The 20,391-nt window shown below is 64.8% G+C and carries 20 protein-coding genes; 8 read left to right on the forward strand and 12 right to left on the reverse strand.

Annotation, left to right across the window (positions count from 1 at the left end):
* Nucleotides 1-2: 2 nt before the first annotated feature.
* The gene (gene lptG / locus OKW35_RS05215) at nucleotides 3-1,151 is read left to right on the forward strand and encodes an LPS export ABC transporter permease LptG (RefSeq protein WP_187611791.1); all 1,149 of its coding nucleotides are present in this window, start codon (nucleotides 3-5) and stop codon (nucleotides 1,149-1,151) included.
* A 38-nt stretch (nucleotides 1,152-1,189) separates the two neighbouring features.
* Nucleotides 1,190-1,570, forward strand: a complete 381-nt coding sequence (locus OKW35_RS05220) for a sirohydrochlorin chelatase (protein WP_429551400.1) — start codon at nucleotides 1,190-1,192, stop codon at nucleotides 1,568-1,570.
* Between the two features lie 57 nt (nucleotides 1,571-1,627).
* On the opposite strand, the gene cobA is transcribed toward OKW35_RS05220, so the two are convergent.
* The 6 genes from cobA to OKW35_RS05250 form a co-directional block, all read right to left on the reverse strand.
* Nucleotides 1,628-2,383, reverse strand: a complete 756-nt coding sequence (gene cobA / locus OKW35_RS05225) for a uroporphyrinogen-III C-methyltransferase (protein ID WP_429551831.1) — start codon at nucleotides 2,381-2,383, stop codon at nucleotides 1,628-1,630.
* Between the two features lie 86 nt (nucleotides 2,384-2,469).
* A complete protein-coding gene (locus OKW35_RS05230; RefSeq protein ID WP_429551401.1) occupies nucleotides 2,470-3,792 on the reverse strand; it encodes a sulfate adenylyltransferase subunit 1 in 1,323 nt (440 codons plus the stop codon).
* Between the two features lie 24 nt (nucleotides 3,793-3,816).
* Entirely contained in the window at nucleotides 3,817-4,779 is a 963-nt protein-coding gene (gene cysD / locus OKW35_RS05235; protein WP_090803401.1) for a sulfate adenylyltransferase subunit CysD, read from the reverse strand.
* Nucleotides 4,780-4,879: 100 nt separating this feature from the next.
* Entirely contained in the window at nucleotides 4,880-5,626 is a 747-nt protein-coding gene (locus tag OKW35_RS05240) for a phosphoadenylyl-sulfate reductase (protein WP_184059665.1), read from the reverse strand.
* Nucleotides 5,623-6,165, reverse strand: a complete 543-nt coding sequence (locus OKW35_RS05245; protein WP_429356747.1) for a DUF934 domain-containing protein — start codon at nucleotides 6,163-6,165, stop codon at nucleotides 5,623-5,625. The genes OKW35_RS05240 and OKW35_RS05245 overlap by 4 nt, the downstream gene beginning before the upstream one ends.
* Nucleotides 6,166-6,186: 21 nt before the next feature.
* Nucleotides 6,187-7,866: a nitrite/sulfite reductase gene (locus OKW35_RS05250; RefSeq protein WP_429356746.1), complete on the reverse strand. Its 1,680-nt coding sequence runs from the start codon at nucleotides 7,864-7,866 to the stop codon at nucleotides 6,187-6,189.
* Nucleotides 7,867-8,091: 225 nt separating this feature from the next.
* On the opposite strand from OKW35_RS05250, the gene OKW35_RS05255 reads away from it, so the two are divergent.
* From OKW35_RS05255 to OKW35_RS05280, 6 genes are all read left to right on the forward strand, one after another.
* Nucleotides 8,092-9,033, forward strand: a complete 942-nt coding sequence (locus tag OKW35_RS05255) for a CysB family HTH-type transcriptional regulator (RefSeq protein WP_429491243.1) — start codon at nucleotides 8,092-8,094, stop codon at nucleotides 9,031-9,033.
* Nucleotides 9,034-9,072: 39 nt separating this feature from the next.
* Nucleotides 9,073-10,242, forward strand: a complete 1,170-nt coding sequence (locus OKW35_RS05260; protein ID WP_429551402.1) for an ABC transporter substrate-binding protein — start codon at nucleotides 9,073-9,075, stop codon at nucleotides 10,240-10,242.
* A gap of 168 nt (nucleotides 10,243-10,410) precedes the next feature.
* On the forward strand, nucleotides 10,411-10,950 hold the full coding sequence (locus OKW35_RS05265; RefSeq protein ID WP_429551403.1) for a DUF302 domain-containing protein: 540 nt from the start codon (nucleotides 10,411-10,413) through the stop codon (nucleotides 10,948-10,950).
* Nucleotides 10,951-10,973: 23 nt separating this feature from the next.
* Entirely contained in the window at nucleotides 10,974-11,972 is a 999-nt protein-coding gene (locus OKW35_RS05270; RefSeq protein WP_429356744.1) for a zinc-dependent alcohol dehydrogenase family protein, read from the forward strand.
* A gap of 90 nt (nucleotides 11,973-12,062) precedes the next feature.
* Nucleotides 12,063-12,827, forward strand: a complete 765-nt coding sequence (locus OKW35_RS05275) for a ParA family protein (RefSeq protein WP_090803391.1) — start codon at nucleotides 12,063-12,065, stop codon at nucleotides 12,825-12,827.
* Nucleotides 12,828-12,988: 161 nt separating this feature from the next.
* Nucleotides 12,989-13,249 carry a hypothetical protein gene (locus OKW35_RS05280; RefSeq protein WP_090803389.1) on the forward strand — a complete coding sequence of 87 codons (261 nt, stop codon included), beginning with the start codon at nucleotides 12,989-12,991 and terminating at the stop codon, nucleotides 13,247-13,249.
* 42 nt (nucleotides 13,250-13,291) lie between these two features.
* On the opposite strand, the gene OKW35_RS05285 is transcribed toward OKW35_RS05280, so the two are convergent.
* From OKW35_RS05285 to OKW35_RS05310, 6 genes are all read right to left on the reverse strand, one after another.
* A complete protein-coding gene (locus tag OKW35_RS05285) occupies nucleotides 13,292-14,443 on the reverse strand; it encodes a Gfo/Idh/MocA family protein (RefSeq protein WP_429551404.1) in 1,152 nt (383 codons plus the stop codon).
* A gap of 44 nt (nucleotides 14,444-14,487) precedes the next feature.
* Complete coding sequence (locus OKW35_RS05290; protein WP_429356741.1) at nucleotides 14,488-15,537, reverse strand: sugar phosphate isomerase/epimerase family protein; 1,050 nt, start codon at nucleotides 15,535-15,537, stop codon at nucleotides 14,488-14,490.
* Between the two features lie 67 nt (nucleotides 15,538-15,604).
* Entirely contained in the window at nucleotides 15,605-16,567 is a 963-nt protein-coding gene (locus OKW35_RS05295; RefSeq protein WP_018419664.1) for a substrate-binding domain-containing protein, read from the reverse strand.
* A gap of 147 nt (nucleotides 16,568-16,714) precedes the next feature.
* On the reverse strand, nucleotides 16,715-17,728 hold the full coding sequence (locus OKW35_RS05300; protein WP_184045512.1) for an ABC transporter permease: 1,014 nt from the start codon (nucleotides 17,726-17,728) through the stop codon (nucleotides 16,715-16,717).
* Nucleotides 17,709-19,196, reverse strand: a complete 1,488-nt coding sequence (locus tag OKW35_RS05305) for a sugar ABC transporter ATP-binding protein (protein WP_090803381.1) — start codon at nucleotides 19,194-19,196, stop codon at nucleotides 17,709-17,711. The genes OKW35_RS05300 and OKW35_RS05305 overlap by 20 nt, the downstream gene beginning before the upstream one ends.
* Nucleotides 19,197-19,199: 3 nt before the next feature.
* Nucleotides 19,200-20,288, reverse strand: coding sequence for a LacI family DNA-binding transcriptional regulator (locus tag OKW35_RS05310; protein WP_429551405.1), 1,089 nt, complete (start codon nucleotides 20,286-20,288; stop codon nucleotides 19,200-19,202).
* Nucleotides 20,289-20,391 lie beyond the last annotated feature (103 nt).

Raw genomic sequence — 20,391 nt, forward strand, 5'->3', positions numbered from 1 at the left:
CGATGCGCATTTATGAAAGGTATTTCGCGCGTCAGATCTATCTCACGTTCGTGTTCATCCTGTTTGCATTTTCAGGTCTGTTCTTCTTCTTCGACCTGATCAACGAACTGAACTCGGTCGGCCACGGCAACTACAAGTTTCAGTACGCGGTGCTGCGCGTCGCGCTGCAAACGCCGTCGCGTTTCTACGAAATCATTCCGGTCGCGGCGCTGATCAGCGCGATCTACGTGTTCGCACAGATGGCGGCGAACTCCGAATACACGATCTTCCGCGTATCAGGCCTCGCGACGAATCAGGCGCTGCGCTCGCTGCTGAAGATCGGCATTCCGCTCGTGATCGTCACCTATCTGATCGGCGAAGTAGTCGGCCCGTATACGGATCAGCTCTCCGAGCGCGTGCGGCTCGAGGCGCTCGGCTCGTCGGTGTCGAGCAACTTCCAGTCGGGCGTGTGGGTCAAGGACACGCTGACCGAGCGCGCCGACGGCGAGCAGGTCACGCGCTTCGTCAACGTCGGCGAGCTGAAGCCCGACGCGACGATCAGCAACGTGCGCATCTACGAGTTCGATTCGAAGTTCCGCCTGTCGAACATTCGCATCGCGAAGAGCGGCCGCTATCAGCCGCCGGGCCACTGGCTGCTGACCGGCGTGACCGATACGCAACTGCTCGACGTGGCCCCCGCTCCGGGTACGCCGGCAGATGCGCTCAATCCGGTCTATCGCGCGAAGCAGGTCACGCTGCCCGAGTATTCGCTGCGCTCGGAGCTGACGCCGCAGATCCTGTCGGTGCTGCTGGTGTCGCCGGACCGGATGTCGATGTTCAATCTGTTCCGCTATATCCAGCATCTGACCGAGAACCATCAGGACACGCAGCGCTATGAAATCGCGCTGTGGCGCAAGGTGCTGTATCCGTTCGCGGTGTTCGTGATGCTGGTGCTGTCGCTGCCGTTCGCGTATCTGCATACGCGCGCGGGCGTGGTCGGCGTGAAGGTGTTCGGCGGCATCATGCTCGGCATGAGCTTCCAGCTGTTCAACACGCTGTTCTCGCATATCGGCACGCTCAATACGTGGCCCGCGCCGTTGACCGCGGCGACACCTGGGCTCGTCTACCTGGTGCTGGGGCTCGTCGGGTTGAAGTGGGTCGACCGGCACTAACGCCAGTGCGTTGAGGGGCATCGTCAGGAGCTGATGCGATGGCTATGCACGGACTGATTCTGTTTGGCCACGGCGCGCGCGATGCGCGCTGGCGCGAGCCGTTCGAGCGGCTCGCCGACAAGCTGCGCGCCGCGCGCGCGGCGACGGGCGAAGCTCCTGCGGTTACGCTCGCCTTTCTCGAACTGATGGAACCCGACCTGCCGACGGCCGTCGCGCAACTCGTCACGCAAGGCTGCGATGCGATCACCGTGGTGCCGGTGTTCTTCGGGCAAGGCGGTCATGTCCGCAAGGATTTGCCCGCGATCGTCGATCATTGCCGCGCCGCGCATCGCGGTGTCGAGATTCGCTGCGCGGTGGCAGTCGGCGAGGATGATTCGGTGCTGGATGCGCTCGCGCAGTATTGCCTGCGGCAGCTCTGATTTTTTGGTTCTGGTTGCTCAGATTCGCCGCTCTCGGGTCGGCCCTGCCGAGGATATTCAGGCCGCGACCAGCATCCCATTCGACGCGCGCTTCGCCTCGGTCTGCCGCGCCGCGAACGCCTCGCCGATCATCAACAGACTCGGCTGCGACGCATCGACCCAGCGCTGCGCTTCGCCGGCCGCAAGATCTTCCAATGTCAGCGTCAGCATGCGTTCGCGCGGCGTGCTGCACGCCTCGACGATCGCCACGGGCGTCGTCGCGGGCTTGCCAGCATCGATCAGTTGCTGCGCGATTTCGACGCCGCTGTCGCGGCCCATGTAGAACACCAGCGAATCGGCGTTGACCTGCTCGCGGATCTCATCGGAACCTGGCGCGCGGCTGAACGTCGCGAGCGCGACGCTGCGCGACACGCCGCGCAGCGTCAGCGAACGCTTCAGCGTGGCCGCGCTCGCCAGCGCGGCGGTGATGCCCGGCACGACTTCATACTCGATGCCCGCGGCTTCGAGCGCGCGCATCTCTTCGTCGGCGCGGCCGAACAGCATCGGATCGCCGCCCTTCAAACGCACGACCACGTCGTGCTCCAAAGCCGCATCGACGATCTGCTTGTTGATGAACTGTTGGGCCGTCGATAGCTGGCCGCAGCGCTTACCGACCGCAATGCGCTTCGCGCGCGCGAGCGCGTAGTCGAGCATCGCCGGCTCGACCAGCGCGTCGTGCAGCACGACGTCGGCGGCGCCGAGCAGCCGCGCGCCGCGCACCGTAATCAGGTCCGCGGCACCGGGTCCCGCGCCGATCAGATAAACCTTACCCATTGACATCAACCTGTTCGTTGGAGCGTACGCGGCGGCGCGTTGCGCCGCCTGTGTGGCCCATTCGTCGCCTGCTAGCCTTGCCGTGCTCAGGCGGAAAACGCGCGGATCATGCCCGCGGCGACCGTGTGGTTCGTCGCCTCGTCGATCAGCACGAACGCGCCGGTGCCCTGATGCGCGTCGTACGCGTCGCACACGAGCGGCTTCTGCAAGGTCAGCGCGACACGACCGATGTCGTTCATCGCCAGTTCCTTGCGATCGGTCGCCTGCGACAGCGTATGCACGTCGAGCACTTCCTTGATCGCGCCGATCTTCGCGAACACCGTGCTGGTGGTCTGCTTCAGCAGATACTTGCGCTGCGTCGACAGCGGCGCGTCGTCGAACCAGCAGAGGTCCGCTTCGAGCTTCTTCGCCGGCTCCGGCTCCGGCGCCGCTTCGCGCAGCACGAAGGTGTCGCCGCGCGACACGTCGACGTCTTCCGCGAGACGGATCGTCACCGTCTGACCGGCGAACGCACGGTCCACCTGCGCGGTGCCGCCGACCACCGGCGCGATGATCTCGGCCACGGTCGCTTCGCGATTGGCCGGCAGCACGACGATCGTGTCGCCGAGCTTCACTTCGCCCGATTCGACCCGGCCCATGTAGCCGCGGAAATCGTCGGCCTGGCTGCCGTCCTGGCGCGCGACCCACTGCACTGGAAAGCGCAGCGCCTCGCCGTTCGCGGTTTCGACCGGCAGCGCTTCGAGCACGTCGAGCAGCGGCTCGCCCGCGTACCACGGCATGCGCTCGCTCGCCGTGACGATGTTGTCGCCCTTCAGCGCCGACACCGGCACGAAGCGCACGTCCTGCAGACCGAGGTGACGCGCGAGCTCGACGTAGGCGTCGCGGATCTCGTTGAAGCGCGCTTCGCTGTAGTCGACGAGGTCCATCTTGTTGATCGCGACGATCACGTGCTGCAGACCGAGCAGCTTGACGATCGCGCTATGACGCTTGGTTTGCGGCAGCAGTTGCGCGACGCCGTTTTCGAACGTCACGCGCGTCGCGTCGACGAGAATGATTGCCGCATGCGCGGTCGACGCGCCCGTCACCATGTTGCGCGTGTACTGCTCATGGCCCGGCGTATCGGCGATGATGAACTTACGCTTGGCGGTGGCAAAGTAGCGGTAGGCGACATCGATCGTGATGCCCTGCTCGCGCTCGGCTTCGAGGCCGTCGGTCAACAGCGACAGATCGATTTCATCGCCGACGGTGCGCTTGTTCTTCGCGCGCGACAGCGCCGAGAGCTGGTCGCTCAATACCGCCTTGCTGTCGTACAGCAGGCGGCCGATCAGCGTGCTCTTGCCGTCGTCGACGCTGCCCGCGGTGATGAAACGCAGCACGCCGAGGTCTTCTGGTTGATGAATACTGCTCATGGTTGCTTTGCCTTCGTCGTGTGCTTAGAAATAACCCTGCTTCTTGCGCTGCTCCATCGCCGCTTCCGACACCTGGTCGTCCATCCGCGTCGCGCCGCGTTCCGTGATTTCGGTGACGGCCGTCTCGGCGATGATCTTCTCGATGACGTCCGCGTCGCTTTCGACCGGGCACGTGCAGCTGATGTCGCCGACCGTGCGGAAACGCACGAGCGCCTGTTCGCTCGTCTCACCCTCGCGCATCGGCGTGAGCGGCGTGACCGGCACGAGCAGGCCGTTGCGGCGCACGATCTCGCGCTGGTGCGCGTAGTAGATCGACGGCAGTTCGAGCTGTTCACGCGCGATGTACTGCCACACGTCGAGCTCGGTCCAGTTCGAGATCGGGAACACGCGCATGTGTTCGCCGTTGTGCAGACGCGCGTTGTACAGGCTCCACAGTTCCGGGCGCTGCGCCTTCGGGTCCCACTGGCCGAATTCGTCACGGAACGAGAAGATGCGCTCTTTCGCGCGGGCCTTTTCCTCGTCGCGGCGCGCGCCGCCGATCATCGCGGTGTAACCGTACTGCTCGATGGTTTCGAGCAGCGTCACCGCCTGCGCGGCATTGCGCGAATCCGTTTCGCGACGCAGACGCACGGTGCCGCGCTTGATCGAATCTTCAACATGGCCGACCACCAGTTCCGCGCCGATCTGTTGCGCGCGACGATCGCGGAAGTCGATCACTTCGTCGTAGTTGTGGCCCGTGTCGATATGCACAAGCGGGAACGGTAGCTGCGTTTTGCGGTTCGCACCGAGGCCGAACGCCTTCAGTGCGAGCGCGAGCACCACGACGGAATCCTTGCCGCCCGAAAACAGCAGCGCCGGCTTGCTGCATTCGGCGACCAGTTCGCGCAGGATGTGAATCGACTCGGCTTCGAGCCAATCGAGGTGATCCATCCGGTTGACCGTGTTGGCAAGTGGAGCGTTGACAGTGGAATCGAGCGTGGTGCTCATAGCGGGTCCTTCGTTGGTTCGCCCGGCAAGCGCTGCTCGCACGGGCGAAAATATTCAGATCGGTTTCGGCGTAGTGCGCCGCAAGCTCGGTACGCGGCGCTCAGGCCGACGCGTTTTCGTTGCGCTCGACCGCAATCGGAGTAATCGCCGTGATATGCAAGCCGCATTCCTTCGTATCGCGCGACTCCCACCACCAGCGCCCCGCCCGGCTGTCTTCGCCGGGGCGGATCGCACGCGTACACGGCTCGCAGCCGATGCTCGGATAACCGCGCGCATGCAGCGGATTGACCGGCACGTCGAACGCACTAAGATAATCCCAGACTTCGGCTTCGGTCCAGTCCGCGAGTGGATTGAACTTGGCGATGTTGCGCGCGTCGTCGTGCTCTTCCTCGTGCAGCTCGGCACGCGTGACCGATTGCTCGCGACGCTGCCCGGTCACCCAGGCGCTGACCTCGGCAAGCGCGCGATTGAGCGGCTCGACCTTGCGGATCTCGCAGCAGCGCTTGCGCAGCTCGACGCTTTCATAGAATGCGTTCAGGCCGTGCCCGTTCACATACTGCTCGACCGCGGCCGCCTGCGGATGAAACTGCTCGATGTCGTAGCCGTAGCGCTCTTTCACGCGGTCGAGCATGCCGAGCGTTTCCGCATGCAGACGCCCCGTGTTCAGCGAAAAGATGCCGATCTTCACGCCGCGCGACAGGATCGCATGCGTGAGCAGCATGTCTTCGGCCGCGAGGCTGCTCGCGAGCTTCACGTTCGCGTGACGCGCGGCGATCGAGTCGAGCAGCGCGTCGAGACGCTCGACCTTCGCTGCGAGCTCCGGGCTCAACGATTGGGCGGCGCTCATGCCGGGACCTTGGCGGCGCCAGCCTGCGCGGCACGGCGGCGGAACAGCGGCGACGTGTCCACGGCGCCCTGGTACTGCACGCTAAAGTCGTCGAACGCTTTCAACGCGTCGTTGATGTCCTTGTCGGCGCGCAGTGCATACGCGTCGAAGCCGCAGCGGAACATGAACGTGATCTGGTCGCGCAGCACGTCGCCGATCGCGCGCAGTTCGCCCTTGTAGCCATAGCGCTCGCGCAGCAGACGGCCGATGCTGTAGCCACGGCCGTCGCGGAACACCGGGAAGTCCACGGCGATCAGCGCGAGCTTGTCGAAGTCGCCGACGATGTCCGCCGGTTCGTTATCCGGCGCGAGCCATACGCCGATGTCGGCGGCTTGACGCGCGGCCACGAGCGCTTCACGCTCGGCCTGCCACAGCGCCAGCGGCACGATGACCTTGCCGGCCGGCAGTTCGGCCACTGCCGGCAAAGCGCCGTCTTCCGCGGCACGCACGACGCTCCAGTCGTCGTCGACGATCGCGCGGTTCTTGATGATTGAAGCCATCTGTTCAGTATCCTTTCGCGGTTACGCGTGAGCCGGTTGACGCGCGGCGTACACGCGCTCCTTGAACGGCGCGATGCCGATGCGGGTGTACGTATCGATGAAACGCTCGCCTTCCTGGCGGTTTTCCACGAACGTATCGATCACCTTCGTCATCACGTCGGGCATTTCCTCGGCCGAGAACGACGGGCCGATCACACGGCCAAGGTGAGCGCCGGTCGCGCCGGTGCCCTGCTCGCCGCCGAGCGTCACCTGGTACCACTCGGAGCCGTCCTTGTCGACGCCCAGAATGCCGATGTTGCCGACGTGATGGTGACCGCACGCGTTGATGCAGCCCGAGATGTTCAGCGACACGTCGCCGAGGTCGTACACGTAGTCGAGATCGTTGAAACGTTCCTGGATCGCGAGCGCGATCGGAATCGACTTCGCATTCGCGAGCGAGCAGAAGTCACCGCCCGGGCACGAGATGATGTCGGTCAACAAGCCGATGTTCGGCGTCGCGAAACCCTGCGCCCTGGCCTTTTCCCACAGCGCGAACAGGTCGCGCTTCTTGACGTCGGCGAGGATCAGGTTCTGTTCGTGCGACACGCGGACCTTGCCGAACGAGTATTCGTCGGCCCAGTCGGCGACCGCGTCCATCTGCACGTCCGTCGCGTCGCCCGGCGCAACCGTGGTCGGCTTCAGCGACAGCGTGACCGAGGCGTAGCCCGACACCTTGTGCGGACGCACGTTACGCTCGACCCAGCGCGCGAACGCGCGGTTTTCCAGCAGATGCTTTTCGAACGACGTATCGGTGTCCGGCAGCTTGTCGTAAGCGGGCGGCGCGAAGTATTGCGTCACGCGATCGACTTCGGCCTGCGTGAGCGTCGACGGGCCGTCCTTCAGGTGCTGCCACTCTTCTTCGACCTGCGCGGCGAACTTCTCCGGCGACAGCGCCTTCACCAGAATCTTGATACGCGCCTTGTACATGTTGTCGCGGCGGCCGTAGCGGTTGTACACACGCAACACGGCTTCGCTATAGGTCAGCAGGTGCTGCCACGGCAGATCGCGGCGGATCACCGCGCCGACGATCGGCGTGCGGCCCAGACCACCACCGGCGAGGATGTCGGCCACCAGTTCGCCCTGTTCGTTCTTGCGCAGATACACGCCCATGTCGTGGATCTGCACGGCCGCGCGGTCTTCCTTCGAACCCGACACCGCGATCTTGAACTTGCGCGGCAGCCACGCGAATTCGGGGTGGAACGTCGACCATTGACGCAGGATTTCGGCCCACGGACGCGGATCGACGACTTCGTCGGGCGCGACGCCGGCGAATTGATCGGCGGTGATGTTGCGGATGCAGTTGCCCGAGGTCTGAATGCCGTGCATCTGCACGGCAGCGAGCTTGCGCAGGATTTCCGGCGTTTCTTCGAGCTTGATCCAGTTGTACTGGATGTTCGAACGCGTCGAGAAATGGCCGTAGCCGCGGTCGTGTTCGCGCGCGATCTGCGCGAGCACGCGCATCTGGTCGCTGCGCAAGTTGCCGTACGGAATCGCGATGCGGTGCATGTACGCGTGGCGCTGGTAATACAGACCGTTCTGCAGGCGCAGCGGACGGAATTCCTCTTCGCTCAATTCGCCCGACAAGCGGCGGCGAACCTGATCGGCGTACTGCGCGACCCGTTCATCGACGATGGTCTGGTCGTACTGATCGTATTGGTACATTCGGGGGCCCCAATTTTTCGAAACTTGCGTGACACGCGACCGTCCGGATCGGCCGCGGCTTGAATACCGGCTTTGTCAGCTATCGCAAGCGAGCGTTTAGACCCATCGCTCATTTGCTTATAACAAATACAGATATCCATATTGAAAAAGATGGACAGATCGTAATAAACTCGCCTTATATTTCAAACGACTAAAAAATTCTTTTTATATGCGGCGAGGTTATATATGAACCTGCACCAATTCCGCTTCGTCCGCGAGGCTGTGCGGCAGAACTTCAACCTCACCGAAGCGGCCAAGGCGTTGTTTACGAGCCAGCCGGGCGTCTCGAAGGCGATCATCGAGCTGGAGGACGAACTTGGCGTCGAAATCTTTACCCGCCACGGCAAGCGCGTGCGCTCGCTGACCGAGCCGGGCCGCATCATATTGCAATCGGTCGAAAAAATCCTGCAGGAAGTGGAAAGCCTGAGGCGGGTCGGCAAGGACTTCGCTGCGCAGGACCAGGGCAATCTGACGATCGCCGCCACCCACACGCAGGCGCGCTACTCGCTGCCCGCGGCGATCGCGGAGTTCAAGAAGCGCTTTCCGAAGGTTCACCTTTCAATTCTGCAAGGCAGCCCGACCCAGGTCGCCGAAATGGTGCTGCACGACCAGGCCGACCTCGCGATCGCGACCGAGGCGATCTCGAACTACAAGGATCTGGTGTCGCTGCCCTGCTTCCAGTGGCACCACGTCGCGGTGATGCAGCCCGACCATCCGCTGCTCGAGCGCAAGCTGCTGTCGCTCGACGACCTGACCCAGTACCCGCTGATTACGTACGACAACGCGTTCGCCGGCCGCACCAAGATCAACGAAGCGTTCCGCCTGCGCGGGGTGCATCCGGACATCGTGCTCGAGGCGATCGACGCCGACGTGATCAAGACCTACGTCGAGCTGGGCCTCGGCGTCGGCATCATGGCCGACATCGCGTTCAACGCCGAGCGCGACCGCCATTTGCGCGCGATGCCGGTCGGCCATCTGTTCGGCAGCAACGTGACGCGCGTCGCGCTGAAACAGGGCGCGTATCTGCGCAGCTACGTGTACACGCTCGTCGAGCTGCTGTCGCCGAGCCTGAACCGCAAGCTGATCGAGCAGGCGCTGACGGGCGAACACGAAACCTATGAGCTTTGAACCACTTCCATACCGCTCTCTCGCTACGGAGACCTTCCGATGAAGTTGCATAACAATAAAGTACGCAACACCCTGCGCGGCCTCGCGGCCGCAGCGCTGCTCGTCGCCGGCGCGGCGCACGCCGACCTGAAAGTCGGCATCGATCTGTCGTACACCGGACCGGCCGCCGTGATCGGCATCACGAGCAAGAACGCGATGCTGATGTGGCCGCAGACGATCGCCGGCCAGAAAGCCGACTACATCTTCCTCGACGACGCGTCCGACCCCGGCAACGCCGTGCGCAACATTCGCAAGCTGATCGACGAGGACCACGTCGACGTGGTCGTCGGCCCGAACATCACGCCGGCCGCGATGGCCGCGCTCGATCCGGTCGCCGACAGCCAGACGCCGATGATCACGCTGATCGGCTCGGCCATCGTCGTCGAGCCGCAGGAAGGCAAAAAGATCTGGGCCTACAAGATGGCGCAGACCGATAGCGCGATGGCCGACGTGATGACGCGCTACATGTCGAACCACGACGTGAAGACGGTCGGTTTCATCGGTTTCGCGGATGGCTACGGCGAAAGCTGGCTCAACGAGTTCAGCAAGTTCGCTGCGCTGCGCCATATCCAGCTGGTCGCGACCGAGCGCTACAACCGCACCGACGCGAGCGTGACCGGCCAGATCCTGAAGCTGATGGCCGCGAAGCCCGACGCGATCCTGATCGCCGGCGCGGGCACCCCAACGGTACTGCCGCAGCGCACGCTGATCGAGCGCGGCTACAAGGGCCCGATCTATCAGACGCATGGCATCGCGACGCCGGAGTTCATCAAGCTCGGCGGTAAAGACGTGGAAGGCACGCTGTTCCCGACGCAACCGGTCGTCGTCGCGCGCACGCTGCCGGCCGATCATCCGTCGAAGAAGGCGGCGCTCGCGTTCGTCGACGCGTACGAGGCGAAGTACGGCCCCGGCAGCGTCACGCAGTTCGCGGGCGACGCGGCCGGCGTGTACCCGCGCCTGCAGGACGCCGTCGCGCGTGCGTTGAAGACCGCGCAGCCGGGTACGCCGGCGTTTCGCGTCGCATTGCGCGACGAGCTCGAACACTCGCATGAGCTGGTGGTGCCGAACGGGGTCGTCAATACGAGCCCGAAGGATCACGTCGGCCTCGATCAGCGGGCGAGCGTGATGGGCACCATCAAGAATGGCAAATTTGTTTACCTGAGCCAGTAATCTGGCATCGGGGCGCCGATCAGGCGCCCCTGACGGCGGCTTCGCGAATGTGGAAGCCGCCGTTCGTTCAGCGGGCACCCCATCCGCTTTCATTCGCCTTTCGGCAGAACGTCCCTCACAGCGCGTCCGCACGTTCGGCCACACCGCACCAGCGAACGCCTACACTGCATGGATCCGCTTCTCCGTTGGCGCATTGCACGCATGCGACGCATGCTGCGTCACGGTCAACGCGTTGCCCGTCCGGCAGACCTGATCACGCGAACGCTGCCGGAGCACAACATCCGCACGGGAGCCATGATGGCCACCGCTTCGATCGCAGAGAACGCCAGCGCTGGCATCGTCACCGTTGCAAGCACCCGTGCGGGCGACGCGACCGCCGAGCGTCTTCAAACCTTGATTCTGGAGCGAGGGCTGACGGTTTTCGCGTGCATCGATTTCAGCGGTGACGCTGGGCGCGAGGGACTGGCGATGCCGTTCAGCCGGCTCCTGATCTTCGGCAATCCCAAAGCCGGTACACCGCTGATGCAACTCGCGCCGACCGCCGCGCTCGATCTTCCTTTGAAAGTGCTCGTCTGGGAGGACGCGGACGGCCGTGCGTGGCTATCGTTCAACTCGACGGCCTATCTTCGTGAGCGGCATGGTCTGCCGGACGACTTGATGAAGCCGGTGAGCGGTGTGGCCGCCCTCGTCGATGCGGCCGCGCGATAACGCGTCGAACCAAGGAGACCGCCATGTCCATGCACGCTCTGATCCTCAGCCAATACAACGGCCCGCTCGAATACACGCCGCTGCCCCGTCCGGAACCCGCTGCCGGCCAGGTCCTGGTGCGCGTCGCCGCGAGCGGCCTCAATCCGCTCGACATCAAGATTCGCGCGGGCGAGGCCGCGCACGCGCAACACCCGTTGCCGCTCGTCCTCGGTATCGACCTCGCGGGCACGGTGGAGGCGCTCGGCGATGGCGTCGGCGGGTTCGCTGTCGGCGACAACGTGTATGGCATGACCGGCGGCGTCGGCGGCATCCAGGGGTCACTCGCCGAGTACGCTGCGGTCGATGCCGCCCTGCTCGCCCATGCGCCGCGCAATCTGTCGATGCGCGAGGCCGCCGCGTTGCCGCTCGCGTTCATCACGTCGTATGCGGGTATCGTCGATCGCGCGCATCTGCAAGGCGGAACCAAAGTGCTGGTCCAGGGTGGCGCCGGAGGGGTCGGCCACATCGCCGTGCAACTGGCGCGCGCGCTCGGCGCCGACGTCTATGCAACCGCGAGCGCACACAATGCCGAGCTGGTGCGGCGGCTCGGCGCGACACCGATCGACTACCGCGCGCAGACGGTCGAACAGTATGTGGCGAGTTTGACCGATGGCGAAGGATTCGATCTGGTCGTCGATACGGTAGGGGGGGCCTCGCTCGATGCGTCGTTCGCCGCGGTCCGGCATTTTGGGCACGTGGTCAGTGCGCTTGGCTGGGGCACGCATGCGCTTGCGCCGCTGTCGTTTCGTGAAGCCAGCTATTCAGGGATCTTCACGCTGTATCCGTTGCTGACCGGTCGATATCGCGCGCACCTCGGCGAGATGATGCGCGAAGCGACGCGGCTCGTGGAAAGTGGCGCGCTCGCGCCCGTGGTCGATCAGACACGGTTCGATTTGCGCAGCGCGGACGAGGCCTATCAGCTCGTTGCCAGTGGGACTGGACGTGTGAAGGTGGTGGTCGACGTGGATACCGCGCAACGCTGACCCGGTCACGAACAACCCATCGAAATCAGCGCCGTCACCCGACTCAGGTATGCTGGGCCCTTTGTAACCGCTTCCGTTCAAGAGGAGACCATGCGGCGCGTTGTATTCAATCAGAAAGGTGGCGTAGGCAAATCGACCATCGTCTGCAACCTGGCGGCCATCAGCGCGAGCGAAGGGCTGCGTACGCTGGTGATCGACCTCGACGCTCAGGCGAATTCGACCCAGTACCTGCTCGGCGCCCAGGCGAGCGAGGTCAACCCCACTGTCGCGGGCTTCTTCGAAACCGCGCTCGGCTTCAGCTTCAAACCCGTGGAAGCGACCTCGTTCATCCATCCGACGCGCTTCGAGAATCTCGACGTGATGCCCGCCCATCCGGACCTCGACACGCTGCACGGCAAGCTCGAATCGCGCTACAAGATCTACAAGCTGCGCGACGCGCTGAACGAACTCGACATGTACGACGCGATTTACATCGACACGCCGCCCGCGCTGAACTTCTACACGCGCTCGGCGCTGATCGCCGTCGAGCGTTGTCTGATTCCGTTCGACTGCGACGACTTCTCGCGTCGCGCGCTCTACACGCTGCTCGAAAACGTCAAGGAGATCCAGCAGGATCACAACGACGCGCTGCAGGTGGAGGGCATCGTCATCAACCAGTTCCAGCCTCGCGCGAGCCTGCCGCAAAAGCTCGTCGACGAACTGATCGGCGAAGGCTTGCCGGTGCTGGGGTCGCGCTTGTCATCGTCGGTGAAGATCCGTGAGTCGCATCAGCTGGCGACACCCGTCATTCATCTCGATCCGGGGCATAAGCTCGCGCAGGAGTATCGGGCGTTGCATCGGGAGTTGAGCGAGTAAGCCGGAGCGCGGCGCCGAAGCGCGAGCGCGAGCCACCCTTCTCCGCTGTCGCTGAGCGGGTCGTGGTTCATCGCGTGTTTTCGTGCTTAGTCCCCAACCGCATACCGTCGGCATAATTGTTAAAGTAACGCTCTCGTCAATCAGCCGCCGCAGTCCCCATCATGCGCACCACCCGAGCCATCCACGCCGTCGAGCGCCTGAAAACGCGCAGCGGCAACCCGCGCTTCGCCGCGATCAGTCTGTCCGGCGGCCTGTTCTATCTGGTCGACAAATCGAGCGGAGCCGACAAGAAAGTGTCCGACCCGCTGACGCTCGACGACTTCGTCAAGTTCGTCGACGCGTACGGCCCGCAGAAGCCGCGCAAGGCCAGCAAGCTCGATATCGCGTTCGAAGCGCAGATCAAGAAAAGCAAGGGCGGTTGACGCTTCGGCAGCTTCGCCGACCTGGCGTTTTGTTGCAACGCTTCATGCCCCTTCCATCTGCACCCACCGCCCATCCGCCGCACTGCTTTTCAGCACCGCGTCGATAAACCGCAAACCGTCGACGCCATCATCGACCGTCGTCAATAGCAGGCTCTCGGCTGGTGGCGCGCGACCATCGTTCAACGCATCGATCTGCAACGCCGCATCCTGGTACAACTGCGCGAACGCTTCCAGATAGCCTTCCGGATGCCCGGCCGGCACACGGGTCGCATGCGCGGCAACCTGACTGTTCACCCGAGCGCGCGTCAATCGTTCGGCAGCGCCGCCCAACGGCGTGAACCACAAGGCGTTCGGCTCCTCCTGATCGAACGCGAGTCCTGCTTTCGTGCCATACACGCGCAAGCGCAGCGCGTTCTCCGCGCCGCACGCCACCTGGCTCGCCCACAACATGCCGCGCGCGCCGTTCGCATAACGCAGCATGGCCTGCACGTGATCGTCGACACGACGCCCCGGTACGAACGTGTGCAACTCGGCCGACAGCGCGCGCGGCATCATCCCCGTCACGAAAGCGGCCAGTTGATACGCGTGCGTGCCGATATCGCCGAGGCACCCGGCCGGCCCCGCCAACGCCGGATCGGTGCGCCAGCCCGCCTGCCTGTTCGCGCCGCCTGTTTCGACCGGCTCGGCGAGCCAGTCCTGCGCATACTCGACCTGCACGACGCGAATCTCGCCCAGTTCGCCACGTTCGACCAGCTCGCGCGCATGCCGCACGAGCGGGTAGCCCGAATAGGTATGCGTCAACGCAAACAGCCGCTTTTTTGACTGCGCGAGCTTTGCGAGCGCTTCACCTTCGGCGAGCGAAACCGCGAGCGGCTTGTCGCAGATCACGTGGATGCCGGCTTCGAGAAACGCTGTCGCGACCGGCGCGTGCAGATGATTCGGCGTGACGATCGCGACCGCGTCGATGCCGTCCTCGCGCGCGGCCTCGGCGCGCGCCATCTCGCGCCAATCCGCGTAGCTGCGCGCGATGCCCGCTTCGACGGCGCTCGCCCGCGCCCGCTCGGAATCGGACGACAACGCGCCCGCCACCAGTTCGAAACGATCGTCGAGCCGCGCGGCGATCCGATGCACGGCGCCGATGAACGCGCCCTGCCCGCCGCCGACCATCCCCAGCCTGAGCCTTCTTCGCTGCATTGTTTGCGCTCCCATGTGTTGCGTCGGCTGTCACCGCCCGCCCGTCAGATGCCGAGCACGCTTTTTAACTGCGCGGTATCGACACCGCTTCCCGCGAAGTCATCGAACGCACGCTCGGCCACGTGGATGATGTGCCGGCGAATGAACGCCGCGCCTTCGCGCGCGCCGTCGTGCGGATGCTTCAATGCGCATTCCCATTCGAGCACGGCCCAGCCCGGAAAATCGAACTGCGCCATCTTCGAGAAGATCGCGCCGAAGTCGATCTGCCCATCGCCGAGCGAGCGAAACCGCCCCGCGCGTTCGACCCAGCCGCTGTAGCCGCCGTACACGCCCTGCTTGCCGGTCGGACGAAACTCCGCGTCCTTCACATGAAACGCCTTGATGCGTTCGTGGTAGATATCGATGAACGCGAGATAGTCGAGCTGTTGCAGCACGAAGTGGCTCGGGTCGTACAGGATGTTCGCGCGCGGATGCTGATCGACCGCCGCGAGAAAGCGCTCGAACGTCACGCCGTCGTGCAGGTCTTCGCCCGGATGCAGTTCGTAGCAGACATCGACGCCGGCCGCGTCGAACGCATCGAGAATCGGCGTCCAGCGGCGCGCGAGCTCTTCGAACGCGGCTTCGACGAGACCGGCCGGCCGCTGCGGCCACGGGTACAGATACGGCCACGCGAGCGCGCCCGAAAACGACACGTGCGTGCTCAGGCCCAAACGACGCGACGCCTGCGCCGCGAGCTTCATCTGCGCGATCGCCCATTCGGTGCGCGCCGCCGGATTGCCGCGCACCTGCGGCGCGGCGAAGCCGTCGAACAGCGTGTCGTAAGCCGGATGCACGGCGACCAGTTGCCCTTGCAGATGGGTCGATAGTTCGGTGATCGCGACGCCCGCGTTGTCGACGCTCTCGCGCAGTTCGTCGCAATACGCGTCGCTCGCGGCCGCCTTGTCGAGATCGATCAGGCGCGGATCGCACGGCACCTGGATGCCCTTGAAGCCGAGACCCGCGGCCCAATCCGCGAGATGCGCGAGGTTGTCGAACGGCACGTCGTCGCCCACGAACTGCGCGAGAAAAATCGCCGGCCCTTTGATGGTTTTCATCGTACGGTTCCTCGAACTTTGCGCGCGGGCCGAGCCCGCGCGTGCTAGACGATGCTCGGCGCGCCGCTCAGAACGGCGAGTCGGGGAAATAGAACTGCTGGGCGTTTTCCTTCGTGATCAGCACCGACGGAATGATCGTGGTGGCCGGCAGCTTGTCGCCCTTCAGCCGCGCTTCGGCCGTCAGCTTGATCGCGTCGTAGATGAATTTCGGCGAGTACGACACGTCGGCCTTGATCATCGGCGCGCCGTCCATCACGTTCTTCACCATGCCCTTCGAGCCCGCGCCGCCGAACACGATCTTGATGTCGTTGCGCTTCGCCTGATCGATCGCCTTCAGCACGCCGACCGCCATGTCGTCGTCGGCGGCCCATACGGCGTCGATATGCTTGAAGCGCGTCAGGTAGTCCTGCATCACCTTGAACGCGTCGTCGCGATTCCAGTTCGCGTACTTGGCGTCGAGAATCTTGATGTCCGGATAGTTTTTCATCACGCCGGTGAAGGCGGTCCAGCGCTCGTTGTCGAGCGTGGTCGGAATGCCGCGCAGCGCGACGACGTTGCCCTTGCCGTCGAGTGCCTTCGCCAGGTACTCGGCCGGAATCTTGCCGAACGCGGTGTTGTCGCCGGCCACGTAGGCGTCCTGCGCGCTCGTGTTCGTCAGGCCGCGATCGACCACCGTCACGTACACGCCTTTCTTCTTCACCTGCTCGACCGGCTGTGTCAGCGTCGCCGATTCGTACGGGAAGATCACGAGCGCGTTGATCTTGTTGACCGTCACGAGATCCTGCAACTGGTTCGCCTGCTCGGGCGCGTTGGCGGCCGTTTTCACGATCACTTTCAGATCGGGATGCGCCTTCTCGAGATCCGCCTTCGCCTTGTTCGCCCACCAGACGATGCCGCCGGTGAAGCCGTGATCGGCCGTCGGAATCGCGACGCCCAGCGTGACCTTGTCGTCGGCGCGCGCCGCGCCGCTCGTGCCCAGTATCCCCAACGCCAGCACGCCGGCGCCGATCGCTCGAATGACTTGCTTCATGGTGTGTGTCTCCAATCATGAGGCGTTCGCTCGCCTCGATTTTTCGGACCTGCCGTTGGTTTACCGCGCCTGCTTTGCTACGCCTGCTTCGCTGCGATTTGTTCAGCGCGCTTTTTTCACTGCGCTCGCGCCGCTGGAAGTACGCGGCTAGCGCCGCCCACGCTGCACGAACGCGACGAAAATAATCACGACGCCCTGCACCGCCGCGTTCAGATACACGCTGATGATGCTGGTCAGGTTCAGGATGTTCGCGATCACCGACAGCAGGATCGCGCCGATCACGGTGCCGATCACGCGTCCCTCGCCGCCCTTGAGCGCGGTGCCGCCGACCACCACCGACGCAATCGCTTCGAGCTCCCACAACAGGCCCGTGGTCGGCGTGGCGGAGCCGAGGCGCGGCACGTAGAGCACGGTGGCCACGCCCACGCAAATCCCCAGCAGCACATAAGTGACGATCTTCACCGTATCGACGCGAATCGCCGCATAACGCGCGACCTGTTCGTTCGAGCCGATCGCCTGCACGTGCCGGCCGAACGCGGTGCGATTGAGGATCAGCGCGCCGCCGGCCGCGACCACGAGAAACACCCAGATCGGCACCGGCACGCCGAACAGGCTCGCGTAATAGACGGGACCGTAGAGGTCCGATAGCGAATCATTGAGCGTCAGCGCGCCGCCATCGGCCAGCCATGTCAGCACCGCGCGAAAAATCCCGAGCGTGCCCAGGGTGACGATGAATGGCTCGATGCGCCCTTTGGTGATCAGCAGCCCATGCGCGCAGCCGAACAGCGCGCCGAGCACGAACGCCGCGACGATGCCGATCGTCACGATCACGAGCGGCGGCAACGCATGGCCGGCAGCGCCCGCCGCGAGCCCATTCATCAGCCAGATCATGATGCCCGCGATCAGCGCGGCCATCGAGCCGACCGACAGATCGATGCCGCCCGAGATGATCACGAAGGTCATGCCGACCGCGATGATGCCGATGAACGACGTGCGCGTCAGCACGTTCATCAGGTTGTCGAGCGTCGCGAAGTCGCGATTGAGCAGCGTGCCGACGATGCACAGCACGATCAGCCCGGCGAGCGGCCCGAGCGTGTAGAGCCGCTGCGCGACGCGCAGCGCGCGCCGTGATTGCACGGCTTCAGTGGGTGCCGGTCGCATGAGCGATCAACTCCTGTTCAGTCAGATGCTCGAGCGTCAGCGTCGCTTGCAGATGTCCCGCGCGCATGACGGCGACGCGATGACACAAGCCGATCAGCTCGACCAGTTCGGATGAAATGACGATCACCGCGCGGCCCTGCGCGGCGAGACGATGAATCAGGAAGTAGATGTCGCGTTTCGCGCCGACGTCGACGCCGCGCGTCGGCTCGTCGAGCACGATCACGTTCGGGTCGGGCTGCAGGAACTTCGCAAGCGCGAGCTTCTGCTGGTTGCCGCCCGACAGCATGCGCGCGCGGCTCGACAGGTCGCCGGTACGAATGCCGAATTCGCCGACGGCCTTCTGCAAGGCCGCGCGCCCCGCTTTCATGTCGAGCAGCGGATGCGCGTAGCGTTCTAGCGTCATCAGCGTGACGTTGTCCTGCAGGCTCAGGTCGACGTGCAGACCCTTGCCCTTACGGTCCTCGCTCAGATACGTGAGACCGTGGCGCATCGCGTCGCGCGGGTTCTTCAGATCGACTGCCCGGCCGGCGATTTCAATCGTGCCGCCCGTGCGTTTGCGCAAGCCGATGATCGCCTCGAACGCCTCGGTGCGGCCCGCGCCGACGAGGCCCGCGAAGCCGAGCACTTCGCCCGCGCGCACCTCGAAGCTCAGATCCTCGACCCAGTCGGGCACCGTCAGGCCGTTCACACGCAACGCGATCGGCGTGTCGGCGGGCACCGTCTGCTTGTCGGGGAACATGTCGGACACGTCGCGCCCGACCATCAGGTTCGCCATCTGCTGACGCGCGAGCCCCGCGGTTTCACCGCGCGCGACGAAGCGGCCATCGCGCATCACGATCACTTCGTCGGTGATGCGCTCCACTTCATCGAGCTTGTGCGAGATGTAGACGATCGTCACGCCATCGGCCTTGAGCTTCAGCATCAGCGCGAAGAGCCGTTCGGTCTCGGCGGGTGTCAGGGTCGCAGTCGGCTCGTCCATGATCAGGAGACGCGCACGGCGCGACAGCGCCTTCGCGATCTCGACCATCTGCTTTTCCGCGACGATCAGCTCGCGCACCTTCGTGTCCGGCGCGCGCTCGAGCCCGACCTGCGCAAGATAGCGCGCGGCGTCGCTGCGCATCGCGGCATCGTCGACTAACCAGCCGCGGCGCTTCTCGTGACCGAGGTACATGTTCTGCGCGATCGTCAGATGCTCGGCGAGGTTGAACTCCTGGTGGATCAGCACGATGCCCTGCGCCTCGGCGTCGCGTGAGCCGGCGAAGCGCTGCGCGTGGCCATCGACCAGCACGCTGCCTGACGTTGCCGTTTCATAGCCGGCGAGGATTTTCATCAGCGTCGACTTGCCCGCGCCGTTCTCGCCGAGCAGACCGTAGATGCGGCCGGGTGCGAGTTCGAAGCTCACGCCGTGCAGCACGCGCACGGGCCCGAAGTCCTTGCGGATGTCGTCGAAACGGATCGCGAGGCTCATGGCTCACGCACTCCCGCGGATCACGAGGCGATGCGGCAGCAGCACGCCCGGCACGTTGGCCTGCGGATTCGCGAGGCGCTGCAGCAGCAGACGCGCGGCGGTCTCGCCGAGCTCGCGCATCGGCTGCGCGATCGTCGTGAGCGGCGGATCGATCTGCGCGGCGAGCGAGATGTCGTCGAAGCCGGCCACGGCGACGTCGTCGGGCACGCGCTTGCCGACGCTGCGCAAGCCGTGGATCACGCCGATCGCGAGCGTGTCCGACACCGCGAAAATCGCGCTCGGCGCGTCGGGCTGCCGCATCAAGCCAGCCGCGGCCGAGGCACCCGCCTCGTAATCGAGGCTGTTCAGATTCATGCGCCAGCGCGGGTCGGGCGCGATACCCGCGTCGCTCAATGCGTCGAGGTAGCCCTGCTGACGCTGGCGCGCATACAGATAGTCGACGTCGGAATTGATCAAGCCGATGCGCCGGTGGCCGCGCGTGAGCAGGTGGCGCACCGCGTCGCCGGCCGCGCGGTAGTTGTCGATGCCGACGTAGGGCACGCCCATCTGCGGATCGAACTCGCAGCACGCGACCCACGGCAGCGCCTGCGACGCCTCGCCGAGCGCCTGCTGGATGGTCGCCGGATCGAGGCAGATCGCGCCGTCCGCGCGGCGCCGCCGCAGCATGTCGAAGTAGCTGCGCTCACGCCCCGGGTCCGCGCCGGTGTCGCATAGCAGCATGAAATAGCCGTGCCGACGCGCGACGCTGTCGATACCGCGCACGATCTCCGCGTAAAACGGATTGCCGAAGTCCGGCACCATCGTCAGCAGCAGGCGGCTTTCGGCGGTGCGCAGATTGCGCGCGAGTTCGTTGACGCGATAGCCGCTCGCGTCGATCGCGGCGAGCACCCTGTCGCGGGTAGCGGTCCGCACGTTCTCGTGGCCGTTCAGCACACGCGACACCGTCGCGACCGACACGCCCGCCTGCTCGGCCACGCCGGCGATCGACGGCCCGTCGGCCGCGCGCGGCGAGCGCCTCTGCGGCTGAGGTTGCGATTGACTGCTCGCGCCGGACACCACGGCCGGCGACGATCGGGACGGCGTTCGGGACACACGACCTCGCAGCAAAAATGTAATCGATTACATTTTGTGGCGATGGCGATGCGAATCGCAAGGACGGATCGCTAGGGATTAACACGGGGGCCGCCCGGCCTGT

It is taken from the genome of Paraburkholderia sp. MM5477-R1 (assembly GCF_050436385.1).
GTDB lineage: Bacteria > Pseudomonadota > Gammaproteobacteria > Burkholderiales > Burkholderiaceae > Paraburkholderia > Paraburkholderia tuberum.